The 22125-nt window shown below is 68.4% G+C and carries 23 protein-coding genes; 9 read left to right on the top strand and 14 right to left on the bottom strand.

Translation table 11 applies throughout. From position 1 onward, the window contains the following. Positions 1–156: 156 nt before the first annotated feature. On the bottom strand, positions 157–963 hold the full coding sequence (locus tag AC5Y4C_RS04045; protein ID WP_499962029.1) for an exodeoxyribonuclease III: 807 nt from the start codon (positions 961–963) through the stop codon (positions 157–159). A 16-nt stretch (positions 964–979) separates the two neighbouring features. Then, positions 980–1573, bottom strand: a complete 594-nt coding sequence (locus AC5Y4C_RS04040; protein ID WP_499905519.1) for a peptide deformylase — start codon at positions 1571–1573, stop codon at positions 980–982. Between the two features lie 126 nt (positions 1574–1699). Between AC5Y4C_RS04040 and napA the strand changes: the two genes are divergently transcribed. The 5 genes from napA to AC5Y4C_RS04015 are packed head-to-tail and all read left to right on the top strand — an operon-like array spanning position 1700 to position 4974. Continuing rightward, positions 1700–2008, top strand: a complete 309-nt coding sequence (napA, locus tag AC5Y4C_RS04035) for a nucleoid-associated protein NapA (RefSeq protein ID WP_499905523.1) — start codon at positions 1700–1702, stop codon at positions 2006–2008. A 40-nt stretch (positions 2009–2048) separates the two neighbouring features. Next, a complete protein-coding gene (locus AC5Y4C_RS04030; protein ID WP_499905527.1) occupies positions 2049–2507 on the top strand; it encodes a LytR C-terminal domain-containing protein in 459 nt (152 codons plus the stop codon). A 10-nt stretch (positions 2508–2517) separates the two neighbouring features. Further along, positions 2518–3216, top strand: coding sequence for a superoxide dismutase[Cu-Zn] (sodC, locus tag AC5Y4C_RS04025; RefSeq protein WP_499913548.1), 699 nt, complete (start codon positions 2518–2520; stop codon positions 3214–3216). Next, positions 3200–4336 (top strand): glutamate--cysteine ligase, encoded by a 1137-nt coding sequence (locus AC5Y4C_RS04020; RefSeq protein ID WP_499905533.1) that lies wholly within the window; start codon positions 3200–3202, stop codon positions 4334–4336. The genes sodC and AC5Y4C_RS04020 overlap by 17 nt, the downstream gene beginning before the upstream one ends. Further along, positions 4336–4974 (top strand): LON peptidase substrate-binding domain-containing protein, encoded by a 639-nt coding sequence (locus AC5Y4C_RS04015; protein WP_499905535.1) that lies wholly within the window; start codon positions 4336–4338, stop codon positions 4972–4974. Before AC5Y4C_RS04020 ends, AC5Y4C_RS04015 begins: the two co-directional genes overlap by 1 nt. A gap of 6 nt (positions 4975–4980) precedes the next feature. Here the strand turns inward: AC5Y4C_RS04015 and mnhG are convergent, their stop codons facing one another. The 11 genes from mnhG to AC5Y4C_RS03960 all read right to left on the bottom strand — a co-directional run bounded on the left by mnhG (position 4981) and on the right by AC5Y4C_RS03960 (position 16973). Continuing rightward, positions 4981–5310 carry a monovalent cation/H(+) antiporter subunit G gene (gene mnhG / locus AC5Y4C_RS04010; RefSeq protein ID WP_499905537.1) on the bottom strand — a complete coding sequence of 110 codons (330 nt, stop codon included), beginning with the start codon at positions 5308–5310 and terminating at the stop codon, positions 4981–4983. Between the two features lie 25 nt (positions 5311–5335). Next, positions 5336–5614, bottom strand: a complete 279-nt coding sequence (locus AC5Y4C_RS04005) for a monovalent cation/H+ antiporter complex subunit F (RefSeq protein ID WP_499905539.1) — start codon at positions 5612–5614, stop codon at positions 5336–5338. Beyond that, complete coding sequence (locus AC5Y4C_RS04000; protein WP_499949936.1) at positions 5611–6144, bottom strand: Na+/H+ antiporter subunit E; 534 nt, start codon at positions 6142–6144, stop codon at positions 5611–5613. The genes AC5Y4C_RS04005 and AC5Y4C_RS04000 overlap by 4 nt, the downstream gene beginning before the upstream one ends. After that, positions 6141–7736 (bottom strand): Na+/H+ antiporter subunit D, encoded by a 1596-nt coding sequence (locus AC5Y4C_RS03995; RefSeq protein WP_499949934.1) that lies wholly within the window; start codon positions 7734–7736, stop codon positions 6141–6143. The genes AC5Y4C_RS04000 and AC5Y4C_RS03995 overlap by 4 nt, the downstream gene beginning before the upstream one ends. Next, entirely contained in the window at positions 7733–8206 is a 474-nt protein-coding gene (locus AC5Y4C_RS03990; RefSeq protein ID WP_499905545.1) for a Na(+)/H(+) antiporter subunit C, read from the bottom strand. Before AC5Y4C_RS03990 ends, AC5Y4C_RS03995 begins: the two co-directional genes overlap by 4 nt. After that, a complete protein-coding gene (locus AC5Y4C_RS03985) occupies positions 8203–11061 on the bottom strand; it encodes a Na+/H+ antiporter subunit A (RefSeq protein ID WP_499962031.1) in 2859 nt (952 codons plus the stop codon). Before AC5Y4C_RS03985 ends, AC5Y4C_RS03990 begins: the two co-directional genes overlap by 4 nt. Before the next feature lie 78 nt (positions 11062–11139). After that, positions 11140–13296 carry an AAA family ATPase gene (locus AC5Y4C_RS03980; protein ID WP_499962033.1) on the bottom strand — a complete coding sequence of 719 codons (2157 nt, stop codon included), beginning with the start codon at positions 13294–13296 and terminating at the stop codon, positions 11140–11142. A 1-nt stretch (position 13297) separates the two neighbouring features. Then, positions 13298–14149, bottom strand: a complete 852-nt coding sequence (locus tag AC5Y4C_RS03975; protein WP_499913552.1) for a CDP-alcohol phosphatidyltransferase family protein — start codon at positions 14147–14149, stop codon at positions 13298–13300. Next, entirely contained in the window at positions 14146–14859 is a 714-nt protein-coding gene (locus AC5Y4C_RS03970; RefSeq protein ID WP_499962035.1) for a phosphatidylserine decarboxylase, read from the bottom strand. The genes AC5Y4C_RS03975 and AC5Y4C_RS03970 overlap by 4 nt, the downstream gene beginning before the upstream one ends. Positions 14860–14865: 6 nt before the next feature. After that, positions 14866–16056, bottom strand: coding sequence for a molybdopterin molybdotransferase MoeA (gene moeA / locus AC5Y4C_RS03965; RefSeq protein ID WP_499962037.1), 1191 nt, complete (start codon positions 16054–16056; stop codon positions 14866–14868). Then, positions 16056–16973: an SDR family NAD(P)-dependent oxidoreductase gene (locus AC5Y4C_RS03960; RefSeq protein ID WP_499962038.1), complete on the bottom strand. Its 918-nt coding sequence runs from the start codon at positions 16971–16973 to the stop codon at positions 16056–16058. Before AC5Y4C_RS03960 ends, moeA begins: the two co-directional genes overlap by 1 nt. Positions 16974–17088: 115 nt before the next feature. On the opposite strand from AC5Y4C_RS03960, the gene AC5Y4C_RS03955 reads away from it, so the two are divergent. The 4 genes from AC5Y4C_RS03955 (at position 17089) to AC5Y4C_RS03940 (ending at position 20411) form a co-directional block, all read left to right on the top strand. Beyond that, positions 17089–17523, top strand: a complete 435-nt coding sequence (locus AC5Y4C_RS03955; protein WP_499905566.1) for a PH domain-containing protein — start codon at positions 17089–17091, stop codon at positions 17521–17523. Positions 17524–17549: 26 nt separating this feature from the next. Continuing rightward, positions 17550–18941, top strand: a complete 1392-nt coding sequence (locus tag AC5Y4C_RS03950; protein ID WP_499962070.1) for a PH domain-containing protein — start codon at positions 17550–17552, stop codon at positions 18939–18941. 153 nt (positions 18942–19094) lie between these two features. Next, entirely contained in the window at positions 19095–19907 is an 813-nt protein-coding gene (locus AC5Y4C_RS03945; protein ID WP_499906321.1) for an HAD-IIA family hydrolase, read from the top strand. 30 nt (positions 19908–19937) lie between these two features. Further along, positions 19938–20411 (top strand): SRPBCC family protein, encoded by a 474-nt coding sequence (locus AC5Y4C_RS03940; RefSeq protein ID WP_499962040.1) that lies wholly within the window; start codon positions 19938–19940, stop codon positions 20409–20411. On the opposite strand, the gene AC5Y4C_RS03935 is transcribed toward AC5Y4C_RS03940, so the two are convergent. Then, a complete protein-coding gene (locus AC5Y4C_RS03935; RefSeq protein WP_499962042.1) occupies positions 20408–22099 on the bottom strand; it encodes a DEAD/DEAH box helicase in 1692 nt (563 codons plus the stop codon). The two genes, AC5Y4C_RS03940 and AC5Y4C_RS03935, sit on opposite strands and share 4 nt — an antisense overlap. Positions 22100–22125: the final 26 nt, after the last annotated feature.

Here is a 22125-nt window from a genome sequence, read left to right as displayed (position 1 = left end):
CTTCGGCTCTGCGTGTGTCGGCGCTCTCGACCTCGAGATACCTGCTGTCTGAGGAGCACCGAAAACACACTTGTTTGCGCCAATTCGCCGAAATTCTGTCAACAAGCGTGTTCCCGGCGAAGACGGAGCCTGATGTCCGTCGCCTTGACCGCCCTTCTAGGCCTCGCTCAACTCGACCAGCACTGGCGCGTGATCGCTGGGTCCCTTGCCTTTTCGTTCATCGCGAACGATCTCCGCATGCGTCACGCGTGCGGCCAGCGCCGGTGAGCCGAGGATGAAGTCGATCCGCATGCCGCGGTTCTTCGGGAACCGCAACTGCGTGTAGTCCCAATAGGTGTACACGCCAGGCCCAGGCGTGAAAGGCCGCACCACATCGCTGAATCGAGCGTCGACGATCTCGCGGAACGCGCGTCGCTCCGGTTCGGTCACGTGTGTGCTGTTCTTGTAGAACTCCACACTCCACACGTCGTCATCGGTCGGTGCGATGTTCCAGTCACCGACCAGCGCGATCTTTGCCTGCGGGTCGTCCGTCAGCCAGCCGCGGGCTGCATCTCTCAGCGCCGCAAGCCATTCCAACTTGTAGTAGTAATGCGGCGAATCCGGCACACGACCGTTGGGCACATAGAGGCTCCAGACGCGAACGCCCGCACATGTCGCACCGAGCGCGCGGGCTTCGGCCTTGCCTTCGACCTCAGGCGAGTCACTCCACGACGGCTGGCCTTCGAAACCCACCTGCACGTCGTCGACACCCACGCGCGAGGCGATCGCCACCCCGTTCCACTGATTGAACCCGCAATGCACTACCTCGTAGCCCAGCTCGAAGAACGGCAGCGTCGGGAACTGCTCGTCGGAGCACTTGGTTTCTTGCATCGCCAGCACGTCGATGTCGGCGCGCTGCAACCAATCCAACACACGCGGCAGCCTGGCGCGAATCGAGTTGACGTTCCAGGTGGCCAGCCGCACGGCTCAAGCGTACGTTTCAGTGGCCGAACGGATCGGGCACTTCACCCGGCGTCCACGACAATCCCGGAACTCCCCAGCCGTGCGACTTCAGCATGCGCTTCGCGCTTCGCGCATGCCGGCCGAGCAGCCGGTCGAGATACAGCTGACCGTCCAGATGCCCGGTCTCGTGCTGCAGCATCCGCGCGAACAGATCCTCGCCCTCCAACGTCACTGGCGACCCGTCGGCGTCGAGACCGGTCACACGCGCCCATTTCGCACGGCCCGTCGGAAACGACTCGCCGGGCACCGACAGGCAGCCCTCGTCGTCGTTCTCGGGATCTGGCATGGTTTCCGGGATTTCGGATGTCTCGAGCACCGGGTTGATCACCACGCCCTTGCGGCGCACCGTCTTACCGCGCGCTTCGGCGCAGTCGTAAACGAAAATCCGCAGCGGCACGCCAACCTGGTTGGCCGCCAAGCCGACTCCGTTCGCCGCCTCCATGGTTTCGTACATGTCTGCGATCAGCTTGCGCACGTCCTCGGGGATCGACCCGTCCGGCCCGACCTCCACGGGATTGGTCGGGTTGTGCAAGACGGGATCTCCGACGATCCGGATCGGCAGCACGGTCACGGACCAACAGCTTAGTCAGCCGACTCGCGGGCTCGGCTGACGTGTGCGTGCAGTCAACCGTGATTGAATGCATGCCGAAACCCACGGGATGTCATCGAAGTTCTGCAGAGGGGTCCGAGGAGCGATATGGACGGCGCCATGGCGCGGGCAAAGCAGTCGGATGATGACGCTGAACCCGTCGACGGGCTGACTCGCCGAGAACACGACATCCTCGCGTTCGAGCGACAGTGGTGGAAGTTCGCCGGCTCGAAAGAAGAAGCCATCAAGGAGTTGTTCTCCATGTCGGCCACTCGCTACTACCAGGTGCTCAACGCGTTGGTGGACCGGCCCGAGGCGCTGGCCGCCGACCCCATGCTGGTGAAGCGGTTGCGCCGGCTGCGAGCCAGCCGGCAGAAGGCCAGAGCGGCACGCCGGCTGGGCTTCGACCTCACCTGAGCTCTCCGGCCGATCCGATGCCCTGGCTACAGTGGGCACGATGAATCAGCGCGTACCCGACTCCCGCGGCCTGCCTCTGCGGGCCATGGTGATGGTGCTGCTGTTCCTCGCCGTGCTGTTTCTGCTGCTGGGAATCCAGGCAGCGGTATCCGGCGACGACTCCAGCGATCAGGCGACGTCAGCGGCCACCACCACGACCGCCACGACCACGACCGCCCCGGCCAAGGCCGGCGTGCTCGTCTACAACATCTCCCAAGTGGAGGGCGCCGCCGCGCGCACCGGGGACCAGCTGACGCAAGCCGGCTGGTCCGTCACCGTCGAGCCCAACACCCTCGAGTTGCCCGACGTCACCGCCACCACGGTGTGGTTCACCGACACTCCCGGCGAGAAGGAGTCGGCGGAGGAAGTGGCCAAGCTGCTGAACAACGCACCGGTGGAGGCCCGGCGCCCGGAACTCGCGAACCTGCCGCCCGGGGTCATCGTGACCGTCACCGGATAGGCTTCCTGCCATGGTCAAACCCGCCACCGTCGCTGCCATCCTGTTGACCGTCCCCGCTCTGGCATTGAGCGCCTGCAGCCCGAACCAGAAGCCGAGCACCAGCCCCGGCACCACACCGCCGGTCTGGACGGGCGCCTCGTCGCCGTCGGCGTCGCCCACCCACTCGCCGGGGGCGCAGTCACCCGGTGCCCCGGCGCCGGCGGGCCAGGGCAAGAAGCTCACCGCGCAGCTGGCGAACCCGGCCGGCAAGCCCGTCGCCACCGCCACGATCGAGTTCTCGGACGGCTACGCCACGGTCACCGTCGAAACGGTCGGCGACGGCGTGCTGTCGCCCGGCTTCCACGGCATGCACATCCACCAGGTAGGCAAATGCGAGGCCAATTCGGTGGCACCCACCGGCGGCCCTCCAGGAGACTTCCTGTCCGCCGGCGGCCACTTCCAAGTTCCCGGCCACGACAGCCATCCCGCCAGCGGCGACCTCACCTCGCTTCAAGTGCGCTCCAACGGAGCCGCGAAGCTGGTGACCACCACCGACGGCTTCACCGCCGAACAGCTGCTCGCAGGGCAGGGCACCGCGATCATCATCCACGAGAAGGCCGACAACTTCTCCAATATCCCCACCCGCTACAGCGAGGCAGGCCCCGACGCTGAGACGCTCGCTACCGGTGACGCGGGTAAGCGGTTGGCCTGCGGTGTCATCACCGGGTAGCAAGACCCGACGCCGGATCGACTTCGCTGCGTCGCCCCGTCCCACCGTCGGCGTGGAATGGGAGTTCGCGCTCGTCGACGCCGAGACCCGCGACCTGTCCAACGAAGCGGCCACGGTGATCGCCGAAATCGGCGAGAACCCCAAGGTGCACAAGGAATTGCTGCGCAACACCGTGGAGTTCGTCACCGGTGTCTGCGACACCACCCCGCAGGCGATAGAGGATCTGCGCTCCACGCTGGTAACCGCGCGCGAGATCGTGCGCGGTCACGGCATGGAACTGTTCTGTGCCGGCACCCATCCGTTCGCCAAGTGGTCGGCGCAGAAGCTCACCGACGCTCCGCGCTACGCGGAACTGATCAAGCGTACGCAGTGGTGGGGACGGCAGATGCTGATCTGGGGAGTGCACGTGCACGTCGGTATCTCCTCGGCGCACAAGGTGATGGCGATCATCTCGTCGTTGCTCAACCAGTACCCACATTTGTTGGCGCTCTCGGCGTCGTCGCCGTTCTGGGCCGGCGAGGACACCGGCTATGCCAGCAACCGGGCCATGATGTTCCAGCAACTGCCGACGGCCGGTCTGCCGTTCCAGTTCCGCACCTGGAGTCAGTTCGAAGGATTCGTCCACGACCAGAAGAAGACCGGCATCATCGACCACATCGACGAAATCCGTTGGGACGTAAGGCCTTCTCCGCACCTGGGCACCGTCGAGGTACGGATCTTCGATGGCGTGTCCAACCTGCGCGAGCTGGCCGCGCTGGTGGCGTTGACGCACTGTCTGGTGGTGGACCTCGACCGGCGTCTGGACGCCGGGGAGTCGCTGCCCGTGATGCCGCCGTGGCATGTCCAGGAAAACAAGTGGCGCGCAGCGCGTTACGGGCTGGATGCGGTGATCATCCTCGACGCCGACAGCAACGAACGGTTGGTCACCGAGGACCTCGACGACCTGCTGACCCGGCTCGAGCCGGTCGCCCGGTCATTGGGCTGCGCCGACGAACTCGCTTCTGTCGCAGAGATTCCCAAGGTCGGCGCGTCGTACCAGAGGCAGCGACGCATCGCGGAGGACAACGACGGCGACCTGCGGGCGGTGGTCGACGCGTTGGTCGGCGAGCTGGACATCTGATGGAGCGCGAGCTGCCGATGTTCCCGCTCGAGGTGGCGCTGCTGCCCGACGACGACCTGCCGCTGCGCATCTTCGAACCGCGCTATTCGCAACTGGTCGCCGACTGTTTGGCAGCCGACGACCCGGTTTTCGGGGTCGTGCTGATCGCGGCTGGCCGGGAGGTCGGCGGCGGCGACGACCGCTACGACGTGGGCGCGCTGGCACGCATCGTCGAGCATCGCGCGCTCGGGGCGGGCAAGTACACGTTGCGCTGCCGGATGTCCGAACGCATCCGGGTGCAGCGCTGGCTGCCCGACGACCCGTATCCGCGTGCGGTGGTGCACAGCTGGCCCGACGAACCCGGTGAGCCCGTCAGCGACGAAGCGATCCAAGGCCTGGCCGACCGCGTGATGTCGTTGTTCGAACGGCTCGCAGCGGCGAGGGGAGCCGAAATGCCGCCGCGGGACATGCTTTTCGCGGGCGTCACACTCGCCGACACGCCGGGGGAAAAGCTCTACGCACTGGCGTCCACGGTGCCGATGGGCCAGGCGGACCGCTACGCGGTGCTGTCGGCGCCGTCGCCCCACGCGCGGCTGCAGGCAATCTCCGAAGCGGTCGAGACTATGGCCGCGTTGATCGACTTCCAGTTGCCGGACTGAGCCCCGTCAGCTGTCCTCGTCCAGTTCGTCGACGGTGAGCAGGTCGTCGCGGATGTTCTGTTCGCGGTATGCCAGCTGCCCGACGCGGTTGGCGACCACCGGAGCGGTGATCAACGTGAACATGCCGGTGAGGATCAGCATTCCGACGTCGACGTTGCCGCGCAGCTGAATCGCCGCGCCCAGCAACACCAAGAGCATCCCGAAGGTCTGAGGCTTGGTGGCGGCGTGCATGCGCGACAGCGTGTCCGGAAAGCGGACCACACCGATCGAGGCGGTCAACGCCAGCGCGGAGCCGGTCAGCACCACCACCGCGGTCACCGCGTCCAGCATGGTCATCGTCCGTTGCTCTTGGCGCGAGCGCTCATCGGCCCCGGTCCTCCGGCGCCACGTCGGGCACCCGGAACCGCGCGACACTGACCGAGCCGACGAAACTGATCAACGACAGCGCGGTGATTCCGTACACGACCGTGGAATCCAGGCTGAACGCCGCCCACGTGCCCAAGCCGCACATCGCCACGGCAACCAGAGTGTCGACGCCCACCAACCGGTCTAATGTGCTGGGGCCGGCCAAGACTCGATATGTGGTGAGCGCGGCTGCGGCAGTCAGCATGACGGCCGCGATCATCCAGACGGTGGTCATGCGTTCTCCTCGACGGCGGGTTTCCAGTCTTCGTCGCGCTCGAACGCCGCGATCAGCAGCCGCTCCAGCTCTGCGACCTCGCGGTAGAACCGGTCGACGGCACGCCGAGAGCCGACGTCGAGCACATGGACGTACACCAGGCGCCGGTCCCGGTCGATCTCCAGCACCATCGTGCCCGGCGTGACGTTGATCGCATGCACTGCAAGTGCAAGCACCAGGTCCGACTTCAGCGACAGTCTGGCCCGCAGCACCGCGCTCATCGGCGGCGGTCCCGGCTTGATGGACAGCCATGCCACCTGCAGGCTCGACACCACCAGATTGCGGCCGATCACCAGGTTCAGCCGCGCCAGCGACAGCGGATGCAAACGGCCCTCCACCGGCACCACAGGCAGCGGCAGCAGCACGATGATCAGTAAGGCCACCGCCAGCCCGCTGAGCACGTTGGCGGCAGAAAACGTGCCCCACAACAGAATCCACACGGCGACCAGCCAGCAGATCGACCACACCCGCAACGCCCACCGCCGGCTCATCGGGACACCACCGCGGTGATGTAGCGATCGCGGTCGAGCACTTCGGCGGCCGCACGGTCGGCGTAAGAGAAGAACGGCCCGGCCAAGAATGTCAGCGCCAGTCCCACCGCGATCAGCGCCATCGTCGGCGCCAGCATTCCGAACGGCATCCGCCCGACGTCGTCGCGGTCGATGAACGAGACGTCTTCGTCGGCGTCGTCGAGAAGCACGGTCGGACCGGCGCTGGACAGCGCGCCCTCGGGCGCGTCTGCGCGCGGACGCCAGAACGCCTTGCTGTACACCCGCGACACCGCGTACAGCGTCAGCAGGCTGGTGGTGACCGCACCACCCACCAATACCCACGACAGCGCCGACCCGTCGCGGGCCCCTGCCTGCAGCAGCGCGACCTTACCGAGGAACCCCGAAAACGGTGGAATACCACCGAGATTCAGCGCCGGTATCAGGTACAGCAGGGCCAGCAGCGGGCTCGCACTGGCCAGACCACCGAGCCGGCGCAGTGTCGACGCCCCGGCCTGTCGCTCGATCAGCCCGGCGACCAAGAACAGTGTCGTCTGCACGACGATGTGGTGGGCGACGTAGTAGATCGCTCCGGACATGCCGGGCCGGGTGGCCAGCGCGATGCCGAACACCATGTAACCGATGTGGCTGACGAGCGTGAACGACAGCAACCGTTTGATGTCGTTCTGCGCGATCGCGCCGAGCACCCCGACCAGCATGGTCACCAGCGCCGCGACCAACAGCACCGTGTCCAACCCGCCGGCGGGGAACAGCAGCGAATGAGCCCGGATGATCGCGTACACACCGACCTTGGTGAGAAGTCCGGCGAAGACGGCGGTCACGGGCGCGGGCGCGGTGGGGTAGGAGTCGGGCAGCCAGGTGGACAACGGGAACACCGCGGCCTTGATGCCGAACGCGACGAGCAGCACCGCGAACAGCGCGCTGCGCACACCCGGCGCGACGCTGTCGAGCCGCACCGCGAGCTCGGCCATGTTCAGCGTGCCGGTCGCCGCGTAGATCAGCGCGATCGCGAGCAAGAAGATCAGCGACGAGACCATCGACACCATCACGTACGCGATGCCTGCGCGTACCCGGTCTGCGCTGGCCCCGACGGTCAGCAGCACGAAACTCGCGGTCAGCAGCACCTCGAAGCCGACGAACAGGTTGAACAGGTCACCGGCCAAGAACGCACCGCACACACCGGCTGACAGCACGAGGTAGGTGGGCAGAAAGATCGACACCGGCTGGCGCTGGTCACCGTCGCGGATACCCTGGCCGATCGCGTAGAGCACCACGGCGAGCAGCACGATCGACGAGACCACCATCATCAGCGCCGAGAGCCGGTCCACGACGAGCGTGATGCCGAGCGGCCCGAGGCCCGGCACTGTCTGCCCCCATCCGCCGACGTGGACGGCGACGGTGCCGTCGCGGTCCGTCAGATAAATCAGCGTGACGCAGACGGCGACGACGGCGGCGAGCGCGACCAGGCTGATCGTGCGCTGCAACCGGGGATGGCGACCGACGAACATGGTGAGCGCCGCCCCGCCGGCGGGGATCAGCACCGGAAGCGGAGTGAGGGTGGCTGCGACGCTCACGAGGTCTCTTGCGCCTTCTGCGAGTAGGCGGGCAGCGCGTCGAGTTCGGCGGGTTCGTCGGCGTCGCGGTCCGGCTCGGGGTGAATGACGTCGTCGTCGGACTCGTCGGTTGTCTGCTGGGAGACGCGGGTGTCCTCGGGATCGTCACCCACTTCCTCCGCGGTGGTGAGCCGGTACGAGCGGTACGCCAGCGCGAGCACGAACGCCGCGACGCCCATCGTGATCACGATCGCGGTGAGGATCATGCCCTGCACCAACGGGTCGGCGGTGGTGGTGCGGCCGGCGCTGGTGCGCCCGAAGATCGGCGGGTTGCCCGACGCCCCGCCCACCGACAGGATCAGCAGGTTCACCGCGTTGCCGATCAGCAAGAGGCCCAACAACATTCGGGTGAGGCTGCGCTCGAGGAGCAGGTAGACACCGCAGCTGGTGAGCACGCCGATCAGCACGAGAGGAACCAACGAGGTGGTCATCGAAATGCCGCCTTTCTGGATTCGGCTGCGGCAGGGGCGAGTTCGTCGTCCAGCCGGGCGCCCAGGCTGCGCAGCACGTCGAGCACCAGCCCCACGACGATCAGATAGACGCCGAGGTCGAAGAACAGTGCGGTGACGAACTTGACGTGGCCCAGCACCGGGACGTCCACCTCGATCAGCGCCGACGACAGCACCGGCGCACCCAACAGCAATGAGCCCACCGCGGTGCCCACCGACAGCGCCAGCCCGACGCCCAGCACCTTGCCGACGTCGATCGGCAGCGTCTCGCCGAGTTCGTAGCGGCCCCCGGCCAGATACCGCAGCACCAACGCCAGCCCGGCGGTCAGCCCGCCCGCGAATCCGCCGCCGGGAGTGTTGTGCCCAGCGAAGAAGAAGTAGACCGACAGCACCATGATCAACGGGAAGATCACCCGGGTGGCGACCTCCAGCACCAGGGAGCGATGACGCGGGTCGCGCAGCTCGCTGCCGCGAAGCCACGTCACGTCGCTGCTGACCGGTGCCGGATGCGGAGCGTCGGACACTCTGGGTGCGGCGCCGAAGCGCCTGTGCCGGAACACCATTGACGCGACACCAGTGGCCGCGACCAGCAGCACCATGATCTCGCCGAGCGTGTCCCACGCGCGGATGTCCACGAGCAGCACGTTGACGGTGTTGGAGCCGTGGCCGCGCTGGTGGGCGGCCGTGGGCAGCACCGACGCGATCGAGGCGCCGGTGCGCGCCGCCATCGCGAACACGGCGAGTGTGGTGACGCTGGCACCGACCGCCAGCGCCAGCGTGATGCGTTTCCACCGGTGCTGCCTGATGTTGGTGGCCGGCGCTTCGGCGGGCAGTGCACGCAGCACGAGTACGAACACCACGAGAGTCAGTGTCTCGACGAGGAATTGGGTCAGCGCCAGGTCCGGTGCACCGTGCAGCGCGAAGATCACGCCGCAGCCGTAGCCGGTGGTTCCGACCAGCAGTACGCCGGCCAGCCGGTTACGCATGATCGTGGTGCCCACCGCCGCTGCGACGATCAACAGGCCCACCAGCGGCTGCAGTGCGGAATCCCAGAGCCGGAACTGCGGGCGGTCGCGGGCGCCGAACAGCAGCGCACCAATCGGCAGCAGTACCAGCGTGGAGAGGATCACCGCCTGCGTCGCAGGGATCGAGCCGCGCTGCGTCACAGCGGTGACCTTGAGCGAAAGGCGGTCTGCTGCGCGCACCACCGCGTCGTAGCCGCGATCGGCGTTGCCCAGAGGAAGCCAGCCAATCCGCATGCGCCGCAACCGATCTCGAAGCAGGAACGCTCCGGCGCCGACAACCAGCACGACCGCCGACAGCGCCAGGGCCAAGCCAACGCCGTGCCACAGTGACAGCGTGTAGGTGTGTTCGCCGGGCAGAACGTCGGCGTAGTCGTCGAGTACGTCGTCCAGCCAGCCGGGCACCAGGCCGAGCAGCAAACTGACTGCAGCCAGAATCGCCGGTGGCACAAGGAAACTCGGTGACGGCTGGTGCATGTGGTCCACAAGGGAGCTGGGCCCGCTGCGGCCTTTGCGGGCGAACGCCCCCCACAGGAACCGGAAGCTGTAGATGGTGGTGAAGATCGAGCCCAGCACCACTGCGGCCAGCACCACCGGAGCGGCGGAGCCAAGCGACGCACTGTGTGCCAGCGTCTCGAAGTCGGCCTCTTTGGCGACGAAGCCCAGAAACGGCGGTACGGCGGCCATGCTGGCGGTGGCGAACGCGGCGATGACGAACAACGCTTTGTTGCGGTTGCCCAGCCACGCGAGCCGGCGGATGTCGCGGGTGCCGGTGGCGTGGTCGATGATCCCGACGACCATGAACAGCGTCGCCTTGAACAATGCGTGCGCCACCAACAGAGCCAGCCCGGCGAGCATCAGGTCGCCTCCGCCGGCGCCGACGAGCAGCGTGATGAAGCCGAGTTGGCTGACGGTGCCGAATGCCAGGATCAGCTTGAGGTCGTACTCGCGAACCGCGCGCCAGCCGGCAAGCAGCATCGTGGCCAGCCCCAGGATCACCACAGTCGGGCGCCACGGCGGCGCGTCGGCGAAGCCGGGGGTGAGCCGCGCAACCAGGTACACGCCGGCCTTCACCATCGCGGCGGCATGCAGGTAGGCGCTGACCGGTGTGGGCGCCGCCATCGCGCCCGGCAGCCAGAAGTGCAGCGGCACCAGCGCGCTCTTGCTGACCGCGCCGACCAGCAGCAGCGTCAGGCCCACGCTTGTGACCGCGCCGGACGGCGGGTCGGCGACCAGCTCCGACAGCCGGTAGGTGCCGGCGGTGTGGCCGAGCACGATGATGCCGACGAGCATGGCCAGGCCACCGGCGGTGGTGACCAGCAGCGCCTGCATCGCGGCGCGGCGGCTGGTGGCCCGCTCGGCGTAGTGCGCCACCAGCAGAAACGACAGCACCGTGGTCAGCTCCCAGAACACGTAGAGCAGCAGCATGTTGTCGCTGACCACCACACCGAACATCGCGCCGGCGAATGCGACGAGTTCGGCGGCGAAACTGGGCAGGCGGTGCTCTGTACGCCCGTCGTGATGGTGGAAGTAGTCAGCGCAGTAGAACAGCACCAGCGCGCCGATGCCCAGAACCAGCACCGCCATGACCGCCGACAGCGGATCAAGGCGCAGGTCCAGGCTGATCGACAGTTCGGGCACCCACCGAATGTGCTCGGTGTAGACGTTGGTCGGCTTCGGCCAGTGCAGCACCACCCAGATCAGCGACGCGGCCGGAACGACTGCCAGCGGGTAGAACGCCTTGCGGCCCCACCGATACACCAGAACTGGCGCCACCACGGCAGCAACAGTGTGGGCGAGCAGGATGGCGAGCATGGGGTGAGCTCAGTCTACGGACGCCGCTTGGGCTTTCCTTTTCGCCTCTTGGACGACTGGGGCGCCGGTCCAGCGGGCTCAGCGGCCGGCCGCGAACGCCCGCAGTGAGTCGACCTGCATCGGATCCAGCGACGGTCGCACCTTGTCGCGCGCTGCGGCGATGTCGGCGGCGGTGACGTCGGCCGCGTCGATCGAGCGCCGCATCGCGGTCAGCGCCGCTTCTCGCAGCAGTGCGACGCAGTCGGCGCCGCTGTAGCCGTCCAGCTCGGCGGCGACTGCATCCAGGTCGACGTCCGCCGCCAGCGGCACGGACTTGCCCGCGGTGCGCAGGATCTCGCGGCGGGCGTCTGCATCCGGAGGTTCGACGAACACCAGCCGCTCCAGCCGGCCCGGCCGCAGCAGCGCCGGGTCGATCAGGTCCGGGCGGTTGGTGGCACCGAGCACGACGACGTCGCGCAGTGGCTCGATGCCGTCCAGCTCGGTCAGCAGCGCCGCCACCACCCGGTCGGTCACGCCGGAGTCGAAGCTCTGGCCGCGCCGCGGCGCCAGCGCGTCGATCTCGTCGAGGAACACCAGCGACGGTGCTGAGTCGCGGGCGCGACGGAACAACTCGCGCACCGCTTTCTCCGAAGCCCCCACCCATTTGTCCATCAGCTCGGCACCCTTGACCGCGTGCACCGACAGCCGGCCCGAGCTGGCCAGCGCGCGCACCACGAACGTCTTGCCGCATCCGGGTGGGCCGTAGAGCAGCACGCCGCGTGGCGGCTGAATTCCCAAGCGCGCGAACGTCTCCGGATGCTGCAGCGGCCACAGCACCGCTTCCGTGAGCGCCTGCTTGGTGTCGGCCATGTCGCCGACGTCTTCGAGCGTGACCCCGCCGACAGCTATCTCCTCGGTCGCCGACCGGGACAGCGGGCGGATCACCGTCAGCGCGCCGGTGAAGTCGTCTTGGGTCAGCGCCGGCGGTGTGTCGGCTTCGCTGGCGCGAGCCGCCGCCCGCAGTGCCGCCTCGCGCACCAGCGCGGCAAGATCCGCTCGCACGAATCCTGGTGTCTTGGAAGCGATCTCGTCGAGATCCAAATGCCCGGCGGGCACGCCGCGAAGGAGCACCTCCAGCAGCGCCTTGCGGGTGGCGCCGTCGGGCAGGCTCAAGCCGAGTTCGCGGTCACACAATTCGGGTGAGCGCAGCCGTGGGTCCAGCGCGTCAGGCGCTTGCGAGGTCGCGACGAACGCCACTCCGTCGGTGGCCACTGCGGTGCGCAGCTCGGCCAGGATCAGCGTGCTCACCGGTTCGGCCGGTGACGGCAGCAGCGCGTCGACGTCGGTGATCAGCAGCACTCCGCCGCCGTCGCGCACCTTGGCCACCGCGTCGGCGACGGCCTTGAGCCGTTCTTGGGCCGCCAGCGCGCCGACGTCGGGGCCGTCGAGTTCGACGAGTCGGCGGTCGGCGCAGACGGCGCGCACCATCGTCGCCTTGCCGACACCCGCCGGGCCGGACACCAAGACGCCGAGATTGGCTGTGGCTCCGAGCTTTCGGAGTAGCTCGGGTTCGTCGAGCGCAAGCCGCAACCATTCGGCCAGCCGCGCAGCCTGGGCTTCGGCGCCTTTGAGGTCGGCGACGTCGACCGGCGGTGTGGCCGGCTGGTAGGTGGAGACGGCGCGCGGCGCGACCGTCGGCACGCCTTCGCCCCAGGTGACCGACGAGTTCGGTTGCACGCTGACCGGTCCGGCCGGGTCGGTGCCGGTGACCGTCAAGAGCTCCGAGGTCCAGGTGATGCCGACCGACGACGCCAGCGCTGCGCTGGCCGCCGACGTCGACGTGCCGGGACCGAGGTCGCGGGGCAGCAGCGAAACCGTGTCGCCGACCGTCATCACCTTGCCCAGCAATGCCATCCGCAGCGTCGCCGGTGAAATCGATTGCCGCGCAAGGTTGGAGCCGGCCAGCGTCACCGACTTCGCGCCGTACACCGTCACCGGCGCCACGATCACCGGGGTGTCCTCGCGCAGCCCGGCGTTGGAGAGCGTGACGTCGTCGAGCAGGATCGTGCCGGCCGGCACGTCGGCACCGGCCAGGCCCGCCACGGCCGCGGTGGTGCGCGAGCCGGTCAGCGACACCGCATCCCATTCCCTGATGCCAAGCGCCGCAAGGGCTTCCGCGTGCAGACGGACGACACCGCGCCGTGAATCCACCGCGGAGGTGTTCAGCCGCGCGGTCAGCGTCAGGGTCGGCGCCATGTCATCGCTGCGGCCGGCGCAGGCCCAGCCGCGCCACCGATCGGCGATGCGGCTGCTGAGCCCGGCGGCTGGCGCGGCGTTGTACCCGGCGCTGCCGCGGTTTGTCATCCCATGTTTCGGGATGGTTTGCGGCCCAGCGGTTGCTGCGCCAGGCGAACGGGATGTGGATGACGTAGCTGACGATGATCACCATCAACACGACTGGCCCGAATTTGATCGACGCGGCGATGCCCAGCGCCAGCAACGCCAGCAGCGGCACCACCATGTTCGACGGCACCGAGAAGGTGTGCACTTTGCGCATCGGGATGGTGCTGACCACGAGCAGCGACACGCCGATCATCCACAGCGATACCGCCCATTCCGACGTCCACCAGCCGTGGCCGAACTGCAGCTGCACGGCCAGCGGTCCGATCGCGCCGATCGCCCCGGCCGGTGCCGGCATGCCGACGAAGTAGTCCTTCATGTACGCGGGCTGCTCTTCGTCGAGCGCCGCGTTGTAGCGCGCCAGCCGCAGCACGATGCACGACGTGTACAGCAGCACCACGATCAAGCCGACCTGCGATCCCGACAGCAGGGTCCAGTAGACGATGAACGCCGGCGCGACGCCGAAGTTCACCGCGTCGGCCAGCGAGTCGATCTCCTCGCCCATGCGTGAGGTGGCCTTGAGAACCCGGGCGATCCGACCGTCGAGCGCGTCGAGGATTGCGGCGACGGCCAGCAGCGCCAGAGCCGGTTTGAGGTCGCCGTCGTGCGCCCACACCACCGACGTCATCGCCAGACAGATCGCTGCCACGGTCATGGCACTGGGCAGTAGATACAAGCTCTTCTGCCGCTTGCTCACCCGCGTGGTCATGGCAGTTCGGCGATGACGGTCTCGGCCCCGACCGCGCGCTGGCCCGGCTTGACCGGCACGGTCGACCCTTCGGGGAAGTAGGTGTCCAGCCGGGAGCCGAAGCGGATCAGGCCGTAGGTGTCGCCGATGCTGAGCTTGTCCCCGGCGCGCGCATCGCACACGATGCGGCGTGCCAACACCCCGGCGATCTGCACGACCACCACGTCATGGCCATCCGGTGTGCGGATCCACATGCTGTTGCGCTCGTTCTCGGCGCTGGAACGAGGCCGGTCGGCGGACCCGTGCGCGCCGGGCCGATGCCGCACCGCGACCACCTCACCGGCGACTGGAACCCGTTGCACGTGTACGTCGAACAGTGACAAAAAGATGCTGACCCGCGGCATCGGCTGCTCCGGCAGCCCGAGTTCGGCCGGCGGCATCGCGGTGTCGACGAGCGTGATCTGCCCGTCGGCAGGGGCCACCACGACACCGGGACGGTCCGGTGGCACCCGGGCCGGGTGGCGGAAGAACAGCGCGAACGCGCCGGCCGCCGACAGGCCCGTCGTGCGCAGCCACCGGTTTCTGACGCCGGCCGCCGCGACCGCGAGACCCGCCGAGACGAACGGCAACCCCGCGGGGTGCATCGGCGGAACGGTCGAACGGACCAGCTCGATGAGCCGGGAGGCTTCCGACTCCGAGTCGTCAGCCGGGAGATGTGGGCGTCTAGCCATTGGCCGCTATCTTAAGTCCCACACTTGCACCTGCGCTCCGGCCGCCATTTCGGTGACGTCCTCGGGGATTTCGAGCAGACAGTTCGCCGACGCCAGCCACCGCAGGTGATGCGATGCGGGCGGCCCGTACGTCGTCACGTGTTCCCCGTCCAGCACGCCGCGGCGAAACTGCCGCTTACCGCGCGGCGACGTCAACGCGTCGGCCAGCACTGCTGCCCGCCTGGGCCGGTGCGGCGACGGCAAGCCCATCGCGGTGCGCAGGGCGGGCCGGACGAACACCTCGAACGACACCAGCGCGCTGACGGGGTTGCCCGGCAGCGTGACGACCGCAGTGTCGTTCAACTGGCCGGCACCCTGCGGCATGCCGGGTTGCATCGCGACCTTGACGAACTCGATCCCGTCGTCTCGCAGCGAGTCTTTGACCACCTCGTAGGCGCCTGCGCTGACCCCGCCCGTGGTGATTACGAGGTCGGCCAGGCCGGCATAGGTCTCGAGCGCATGACGGAATTCGCCGACGTCGTCGCCGGTCATCGGGGCGGCCACCACCTCACCGCCGGCGTCGCGCACGGCGGCGGCCAGCATCACCGCGTTGGATTCGTAGATCTGTCCCGGCCGCAGTGGCTGCCCCGGCGGCACCAGCTCCTCGCCCGTCGACACCACCAGCACGCGCTGCCGCGGGACCACGGCCACCTCGGTGAGCCCGAGTGCGGCGGCCAGTCCCAGCGCGGCCGGCGTGACGATCTGTCCGGCCCGCAGTGCGGTCATCCCGGCGGTGACGTCCTCGCCGGCCCGGCGGATGTGCTGGCCGAGCCTCGGTGCGGCGCGCACCGCGACCGTGTCCGTTCCGCCGTCGGTGGCCTCGACCGGCACCACGGCCGTCGCACCCGCGGGCATCGGCGCGCCGGTCATGATCCGGTGCGCGGTGCCGGGTTTCAGCGTCAGCGTGTCGGTGCGGCCGGCGAAAATGTCTTCGACCACGGGCAGCAACACCGGATTGTCCGGGCTGGCGGCGGCGACGTCGTCGGCCACCACCGCGTAGCCGTCCATCGCGGAGTTGTCGAAACCGGGCAACGACAGCGGCGCCACCACGTCGTCGGCGAGGGCCAGTCCCGCCGCCTCGGTCAACCGAACCCGCATCGCCGACCGCGGCTGGATCAGCCCGGCGACTACCCGGGCGTGCTCCTCGACCGAGCGCATCACACGGGATACGTGACGCCGGTCAGTTCCTCCGACACCTGCCACAGCCGGCGCTGAAGCTGCGGGTCATGGGACTGCTTGCTGGACTTCACCACTTTGGGGTGGCCGCGCTGCTCGCCTAGACCGTCCGGGCCGTAGTACTGGCCGCCCCGCGCTGAGGGGTCGGTGGCCGCGCGCAGCGTCGGCAGCGCGCCCATCTCGGCGCTCTGCGAGAACACGTTCCACACGGTCTGGGAAACTCCTCGAATCCAGTCCGGCATGTTGCGCAGCAGTTCGGTGTTCGAGCCGCCGGGATGCGCCGCCAGCGCGGCCGTTGGCGCTCCCTTGAGCTTCAGCCGGCGCTGCAGCTCATAGGTGAACAGCAGGTTGGCGAGCTTGGACTGCCCGTAGGCGGCCACCCGGTTGTATCCGTGGTCCAAGTTCAAGTCGTCGAAGTGGATCTTGGCCATGATCCGGTGGCCAATGCTGCTGACCGTCACCACCCGTGAGCCGTCGACCGGAAGCAGGCGCTCCAACAGCAAACCGGTGAGCGCGAAATGGCCGAGGTGGTTGGTGCCGAATTGCAACTCGAAGCCGTCCTTGGTGGTGCTCTTGTCGGTGTACATCACGCCGGCGTTGTTGATCAGCAGGTCGATCCGCTGGTGGTTGCCCTTCAGCTCCTCGGCCGCCTCACGGATCTGCTGCAGCGAGGTCAAATCCAGGTGCTGCAATGCGACCACGGCGTTCGGGTTGTCGGCGCTGATCTGCGCCGCGGCCTGCTTGCCCTTGTCCAGGTTGCGCACCGCGAGCACCACGTGGGCGCCCTTGTCGGCGAGCGCCTTGGCGGTCCAGAACCCCAAGCCGGTGTTGGCCCCGGTGATGATCGCGATCCGGCCCGACTGGTCGGGAATGTCAGCGGTGGTCCACTTGCTGCTCATCGTCTCTCCTTCGGGCCGCACGTATCGTCATACCGGTCAAAGCTAATCCAACAGGAATCTGTCGTTGCTTACGTTCGCCGAGCCTGCGAATCCCCCTAGCCGTCGTGCACCGTTGATGTGGGCGGTGTCTGCGCTGTCCGCGTGGATGGTGCCGGCGGTCGCCCAGGTGGTGTGGTGGGTGGTGCAGCCGGCGCACCTCCGGTGGCATCTGGCTGTCGCGGTCGCGACGATCGTGCTGATGGCATTGCACGTCGGCGTCATTCCGGCGTGGCGCTATCGGGTGCACCGCTGGGAGATCAGCTCGCAGGCGGTGTTCACGCGCACCGGGTGGCTGGTGCAGCAGCGGCGCATTGCGCCGATCTCGCGGGTGCAGACCGTGGACACGTACCGCGGCCCGCTGGACCGGCTTTTCGGGTTGGCCAACGTGACTGTGACGACGGCCTCCTCGGCCGGTGCGGTGCACATCGTCGCTTTGGACGCCGACGTGGCCGATCGCGTTGTCGCGCAACTGACCGACATCGCGGCGCTGGGCGCCGAGGACGCCACGTGACCCCCTGGCAACGGCTGAGCCCGCGCATGCTCTTGGTGCATCCCGTCCACGAGGTGCTGCGTCAGTTGCCAGTGCTGGTCGGGTCGTTGGTTCTGGGATCCTCGACAGGCAACAACGGTTGGCCGCTGGCAGCGCTGGGCGTGGTGGTCGGAATCGGGCTGCTGCGTTGGGTTTTCACCACCTACCGCATCACTGACGAGTATCTGGAACTGCGCACCGGTGTGCTGCGTCGGCGGTCGATGTCTGTGCCCCGCAACAGGATTCGGTCAGTGCAGACCGACTCGCGGTTGCTGCACCGGATGCTCGGCCTGACCGTGCTGCGGGTGGGCACCGGTCAGGAGGCACACCGCGACAATGCATTCGCGTTGGACGCGGTGGCGGCCGCGCAAGTGCCGCAGCTGCGGGCGGCGCTGTTGGCCGAGTCGGTGCCGTTGCCCGAACAGGCTGCAGGACAGGTGCTGGCGCGTTGGCAACCGTCGTGGTTGCGGTATGCGCCGCTGAACTTCTCGGGCCTGGTGATGATCGGCGCCGTGATCGGCCTGGCGTACCAGGCGGGCGCCGGCGTGACGTTGTCCGAACGGGTGGCGAAGGCCGGCACCGAGGCGGCGCACCGAGCCGGCATCGCGGTCGTCGCCGCCGTCGGGGTGGTCGTTGTACTGCTGGTGTCGTTGTCGGCGGCGGTGCTGTGGTCGTGGGCGACGTACGGAAATCTGGTGCTTCGCCGCGATGCCGGCGTTCTGCATCTGCGCCACGGGGTGCTGCGGGTGCGCGAGCACACCTTCGACATGCGGCGGCTGCGCGGCGGCACACTTCGTGAACCCCTGTTGGTCCGGTTGTTGCGGGGCGCGCGGCTGGACGCGGTCATGACGGGCGTGCACGGCGAAGGGGAGTCGTCAGTGCTGCTGCCGCCGTGCCCGGCGGCGACCGCGAAGGCGGTCCTCGTCGAGCTGGTCGACGACGAGGCGGCCGTCGACGGGCCGCTGCGCGGGCATGGCCGGGCGGCGGCGCGCCGGCGCTGGACCCGGGCCATGGCTGTCCCGGCCGTGGCTGCTGCGGTGATTTGCGTTGCGCCGCTTCCAGTTTGGGTGTGGGCAGGCTGGGCGGCCGCGGCGGTGGTGTGCGCACTGCTGGCGGTGGACCGCGTCCGGTCCCTGGGGCATCGAGTGGCCGACGGCTGGCTTGTCGCACGCACCGGCAGCCTGGAACGCCGGCGCGACTGCATCGCATGCGCGGGCATCATCGGCTGGACCGTGCGTCAGACGCTGTTGCAGCGGCGCGCCGGCGTCGCCACGTTGATCGCAGCTACCGCGGCCGGACGCAAGCACTACCAGCTGATCGACGTGCCCGCGGAGTTGGCGTGGTCGGTGGCCGCCGAGGCGTCGCCGTGGGTGGCCGACAGCATCTGGACCCGCCGCTAGTTTCCGCGAGGGTGCGTGTCTGTGCACCGGCACGCCGACGCCAGGCGTACCAGAGCGCACGCTGGCGCCCGGTGACCGCCCGCTGGCCGCCCACTGGCCGCCCGCTGCCCGTTACGACTTGCGCACCCGCGCACCCCGTTTATCGTCGGGACCATGGGCGTCGGCGGGGTGCTGTTCGACATCGACGGCGTGCTTGTCACGTCCTGGAAGCCGATCGAGGGTGCCGCCGAGACGGTGCGCATCCTCACCGACCACCAGATCGCCTGCTCGTATCTGACCAACACCACCACGCGTACCCGCCAGCAGATCGCCGAGGCCTTGGCCGACGCCGGCATCACCGTGCGGCCCGACGAGGTGATCACCGCGGCGGCGCTCACCGCCGAGTACGTGCGCCAGAACTATCCGCACGCGCGATGTTTCTTGGTCAACAGCGGCGACATCACCGAAGACATGCCCGGTGTCGACGTCGTCGCCTCCACGGAATACGCCGACGACGGACCGCCGGACGTCATCCTCATGGGCGGGGCCGGCCCCGAGTACGACCACCTCACGCTCAGCCGCGTCTACGACTGGATGGCCCAGGGCGTGCCCGTCGTCGCAATGCACCGCAGCACGGCCTGGAAAACCACCGAGGGATTGCGGATCGACACCGGCATGTACCTGATCGGGATGGAGCAGACCTCCGGACGCAAGGCCACCGCCGTCGGCAAGCCCGCGCCGGCCGGGTTCCTCGCCGCGGCCGCTCGGCTCGGCGTCGACCCGGAACAGATGTACATGGTCGGCGACGATCTCAACAACGACGTGCTGGCCGCCCAGGTGGTCGGCATGACGGGGGTGCTGGTGCGTACCGGAAAGTTCCGTCAAGACACATTAGATCGTTGGGCCGCAGACGAATTCGCGATGCAGCCCAACCACGTCATCGATTCGGTGGCCGATCTGCCGGAGCTGCTGGGGCTGTCGCGATGACTTCATCGCCCGGCTCAGGTCTGTACCGGTGTGACTGACAGCATCCACTCCACACTGACCATCCACGCGCCCGTCGACGCCGTGTTCGACGTGCTGGCCGACCCCGTTACGCACCAAGCGATCGACGGCACCGGCTGGGTGCGCGAATCGCTGGACGAGACGCACCTGACGGAGCAGGGCCAGCTGTTTCGGATGGCGATGTACCACGACAACCACCCCGACAAGCACTATCAGATGGCCAACCGCGTCGAGGTCTTCGACCGCCCGCGCGTGATCGCCTGGCAGCCCGGCCAGGAGAACGAGAACGGCGACGTCGAATTCGGCGGCTGGATCTGGCGCTACGACCTCGAGCCCGCCGGCCCGGAGCACACCGAAGTGACGCTGACCTACGACTGGTCGGCAGTGCCACAGCAGCTGCGTGATCACATCGGTTTCCCGCCGTTCGACCCGTCGCACCTCGAGAATTCGCTGACCAACCTCGCCCGGCTGGCGCAAGGCCACTAAGCCTTCAGAGTGCGGACAGCCTCGATGCGTGCTCTGAGCTGATCGGTGGTCGCCGCCGCCACCGGCGGTCCGCCGCAGATCCGCCGCAGCTCGTTGTGAATCCAGCCGTGTGACTTGCCGGTTCGGTGATGCGCGATGGACACCAGCGTGTTGAGCTCGCGACGCAGTTCGCGCAGCTGACCATGCGTGGTGCGCGGTGCCGGGTTCTCGCCTGCAGCGGTACGCCGGGTCAGCTGTTCTTCTTGCCTGCGGTGCAAGAGGTCTCGCATCTGCGAGGCGTCCAGCAGCCCGGGGATGCCGAGGTAGTCGGCTTCTTCCTCGCTGCCCGCGGGCGTGGCGGTACCGAACGACGCGCCGTCGAAGATCACCTGATCGAGCTCAGCGCTGGCACCCAGCGACTCGAACCCCTTGTCGTCGGTCGGCTCGCTGCGGCGCCGTTCGGCCAGCTCGCCCTCAAGCGGGTCGCCGAGCGATTCGCGATGCGGACGGCCCAGCACATGGTCGCGTTGTGCCTCCAACTGGCTGGCCAAATCCAGCAGCGACGGCACCGACGGGAGGAAGATGCTCGCGGTTTCGCCGGGCCGTCGCGAGCGCACGAAACGCCCGATCGCCTGCGCGAAGAACAGCGGCGTGGATGCGCTCGTGGCGTACACACCGACCGCCAGCCGCGGCACGTCGACACCCTCGGACACCATGCGCACTGCGACCAGCCACGGACTGGTGCCTGCTGAGTACTCGGCGATGCGTTTCGACGAGCCCGGATCGTCGGAGAGTACGACCGTCGGCTGCTCGCCGGTGAGGCGGGTCAGCACCTCGGCATATGCGCGGGCCGCAGTCTGGTCGGAGGCGATCACCATCGCTCCGGCGTCCGGCATGCCGCCGACCCGCAGCTGGCGCAGCCGGGTGTCGGCGGCCTGCAGCACAGCGGGGATCCATTCCCCGGACGGATCCAACGCGGTGCGCCAGGCCCGTGCGGTCTGCTCGGCGGTCAGCGGCTCGCCGAGCCGGGCCGCGTGCTCCTCCCCGGCGCTGCTGCGCCACCGCGCCTCGCCGGAGTACGCCAGGAACACGACTGGCCGCACCACACCGTCGGCCAGTGCCTCGGCGTAGCCGTAGGTGTGGTCGGCGCGCGAGCGCAGCACGCCCTCGCCGTCGGGCTCGTATGTGACGAACGGAATCGGCGCGTCGTCGCTGCGGAATGGCGTGCCGGTCAGCGCCAGCCGGCGCGTGGCGTCGTCGAACGCCTCGCGGATGGCGTCGCCCCAGCTCTTCGCGTCGCCGCCGTGGTGGATCTCGTCGAACACCACGAGCGTGCGGTAGTGCTCGGTGCGGATCCGGTGCCGGACCGGATGGCTGGCCACTTGCGCGTAGGTGACGACGACGCCGTGGTACTCCGACGACGTGTGCCCCGAGGCGTTGCTGAACTTGGGATCGAGCGCCATACCGGCGGATGCAGCCGCTGCCGCCCACTGCGTCTTGAGGTGCTCGGTGGGCACCACCACGGTGATCCGCTCCACGGTGCCGTCGGCAAGCAGCTCGCCGGCCACGCGTAGGGCAAACCTGGTCTTGCCGGAACCGGGGGTGGCCACGGCAAGAAAATCGCGCGGCTGCGCGGCAAGATACCGCACCAATGCCCGACGCTGCCAGCCCCGCAAAGCCTGGGTGTCGGGCGCAGCACCAGCCCGCACCCAAGACTCCTCACTGATCGAAGGAC

It is taken from the genome of Mycobacterium sp. NGS35 (genome assembly GCF_059812855.1).
Note: the sequence above shows the minus strand (reverse complement) of the source record. Positions and strands in the feature narration are given on the sequence as shown.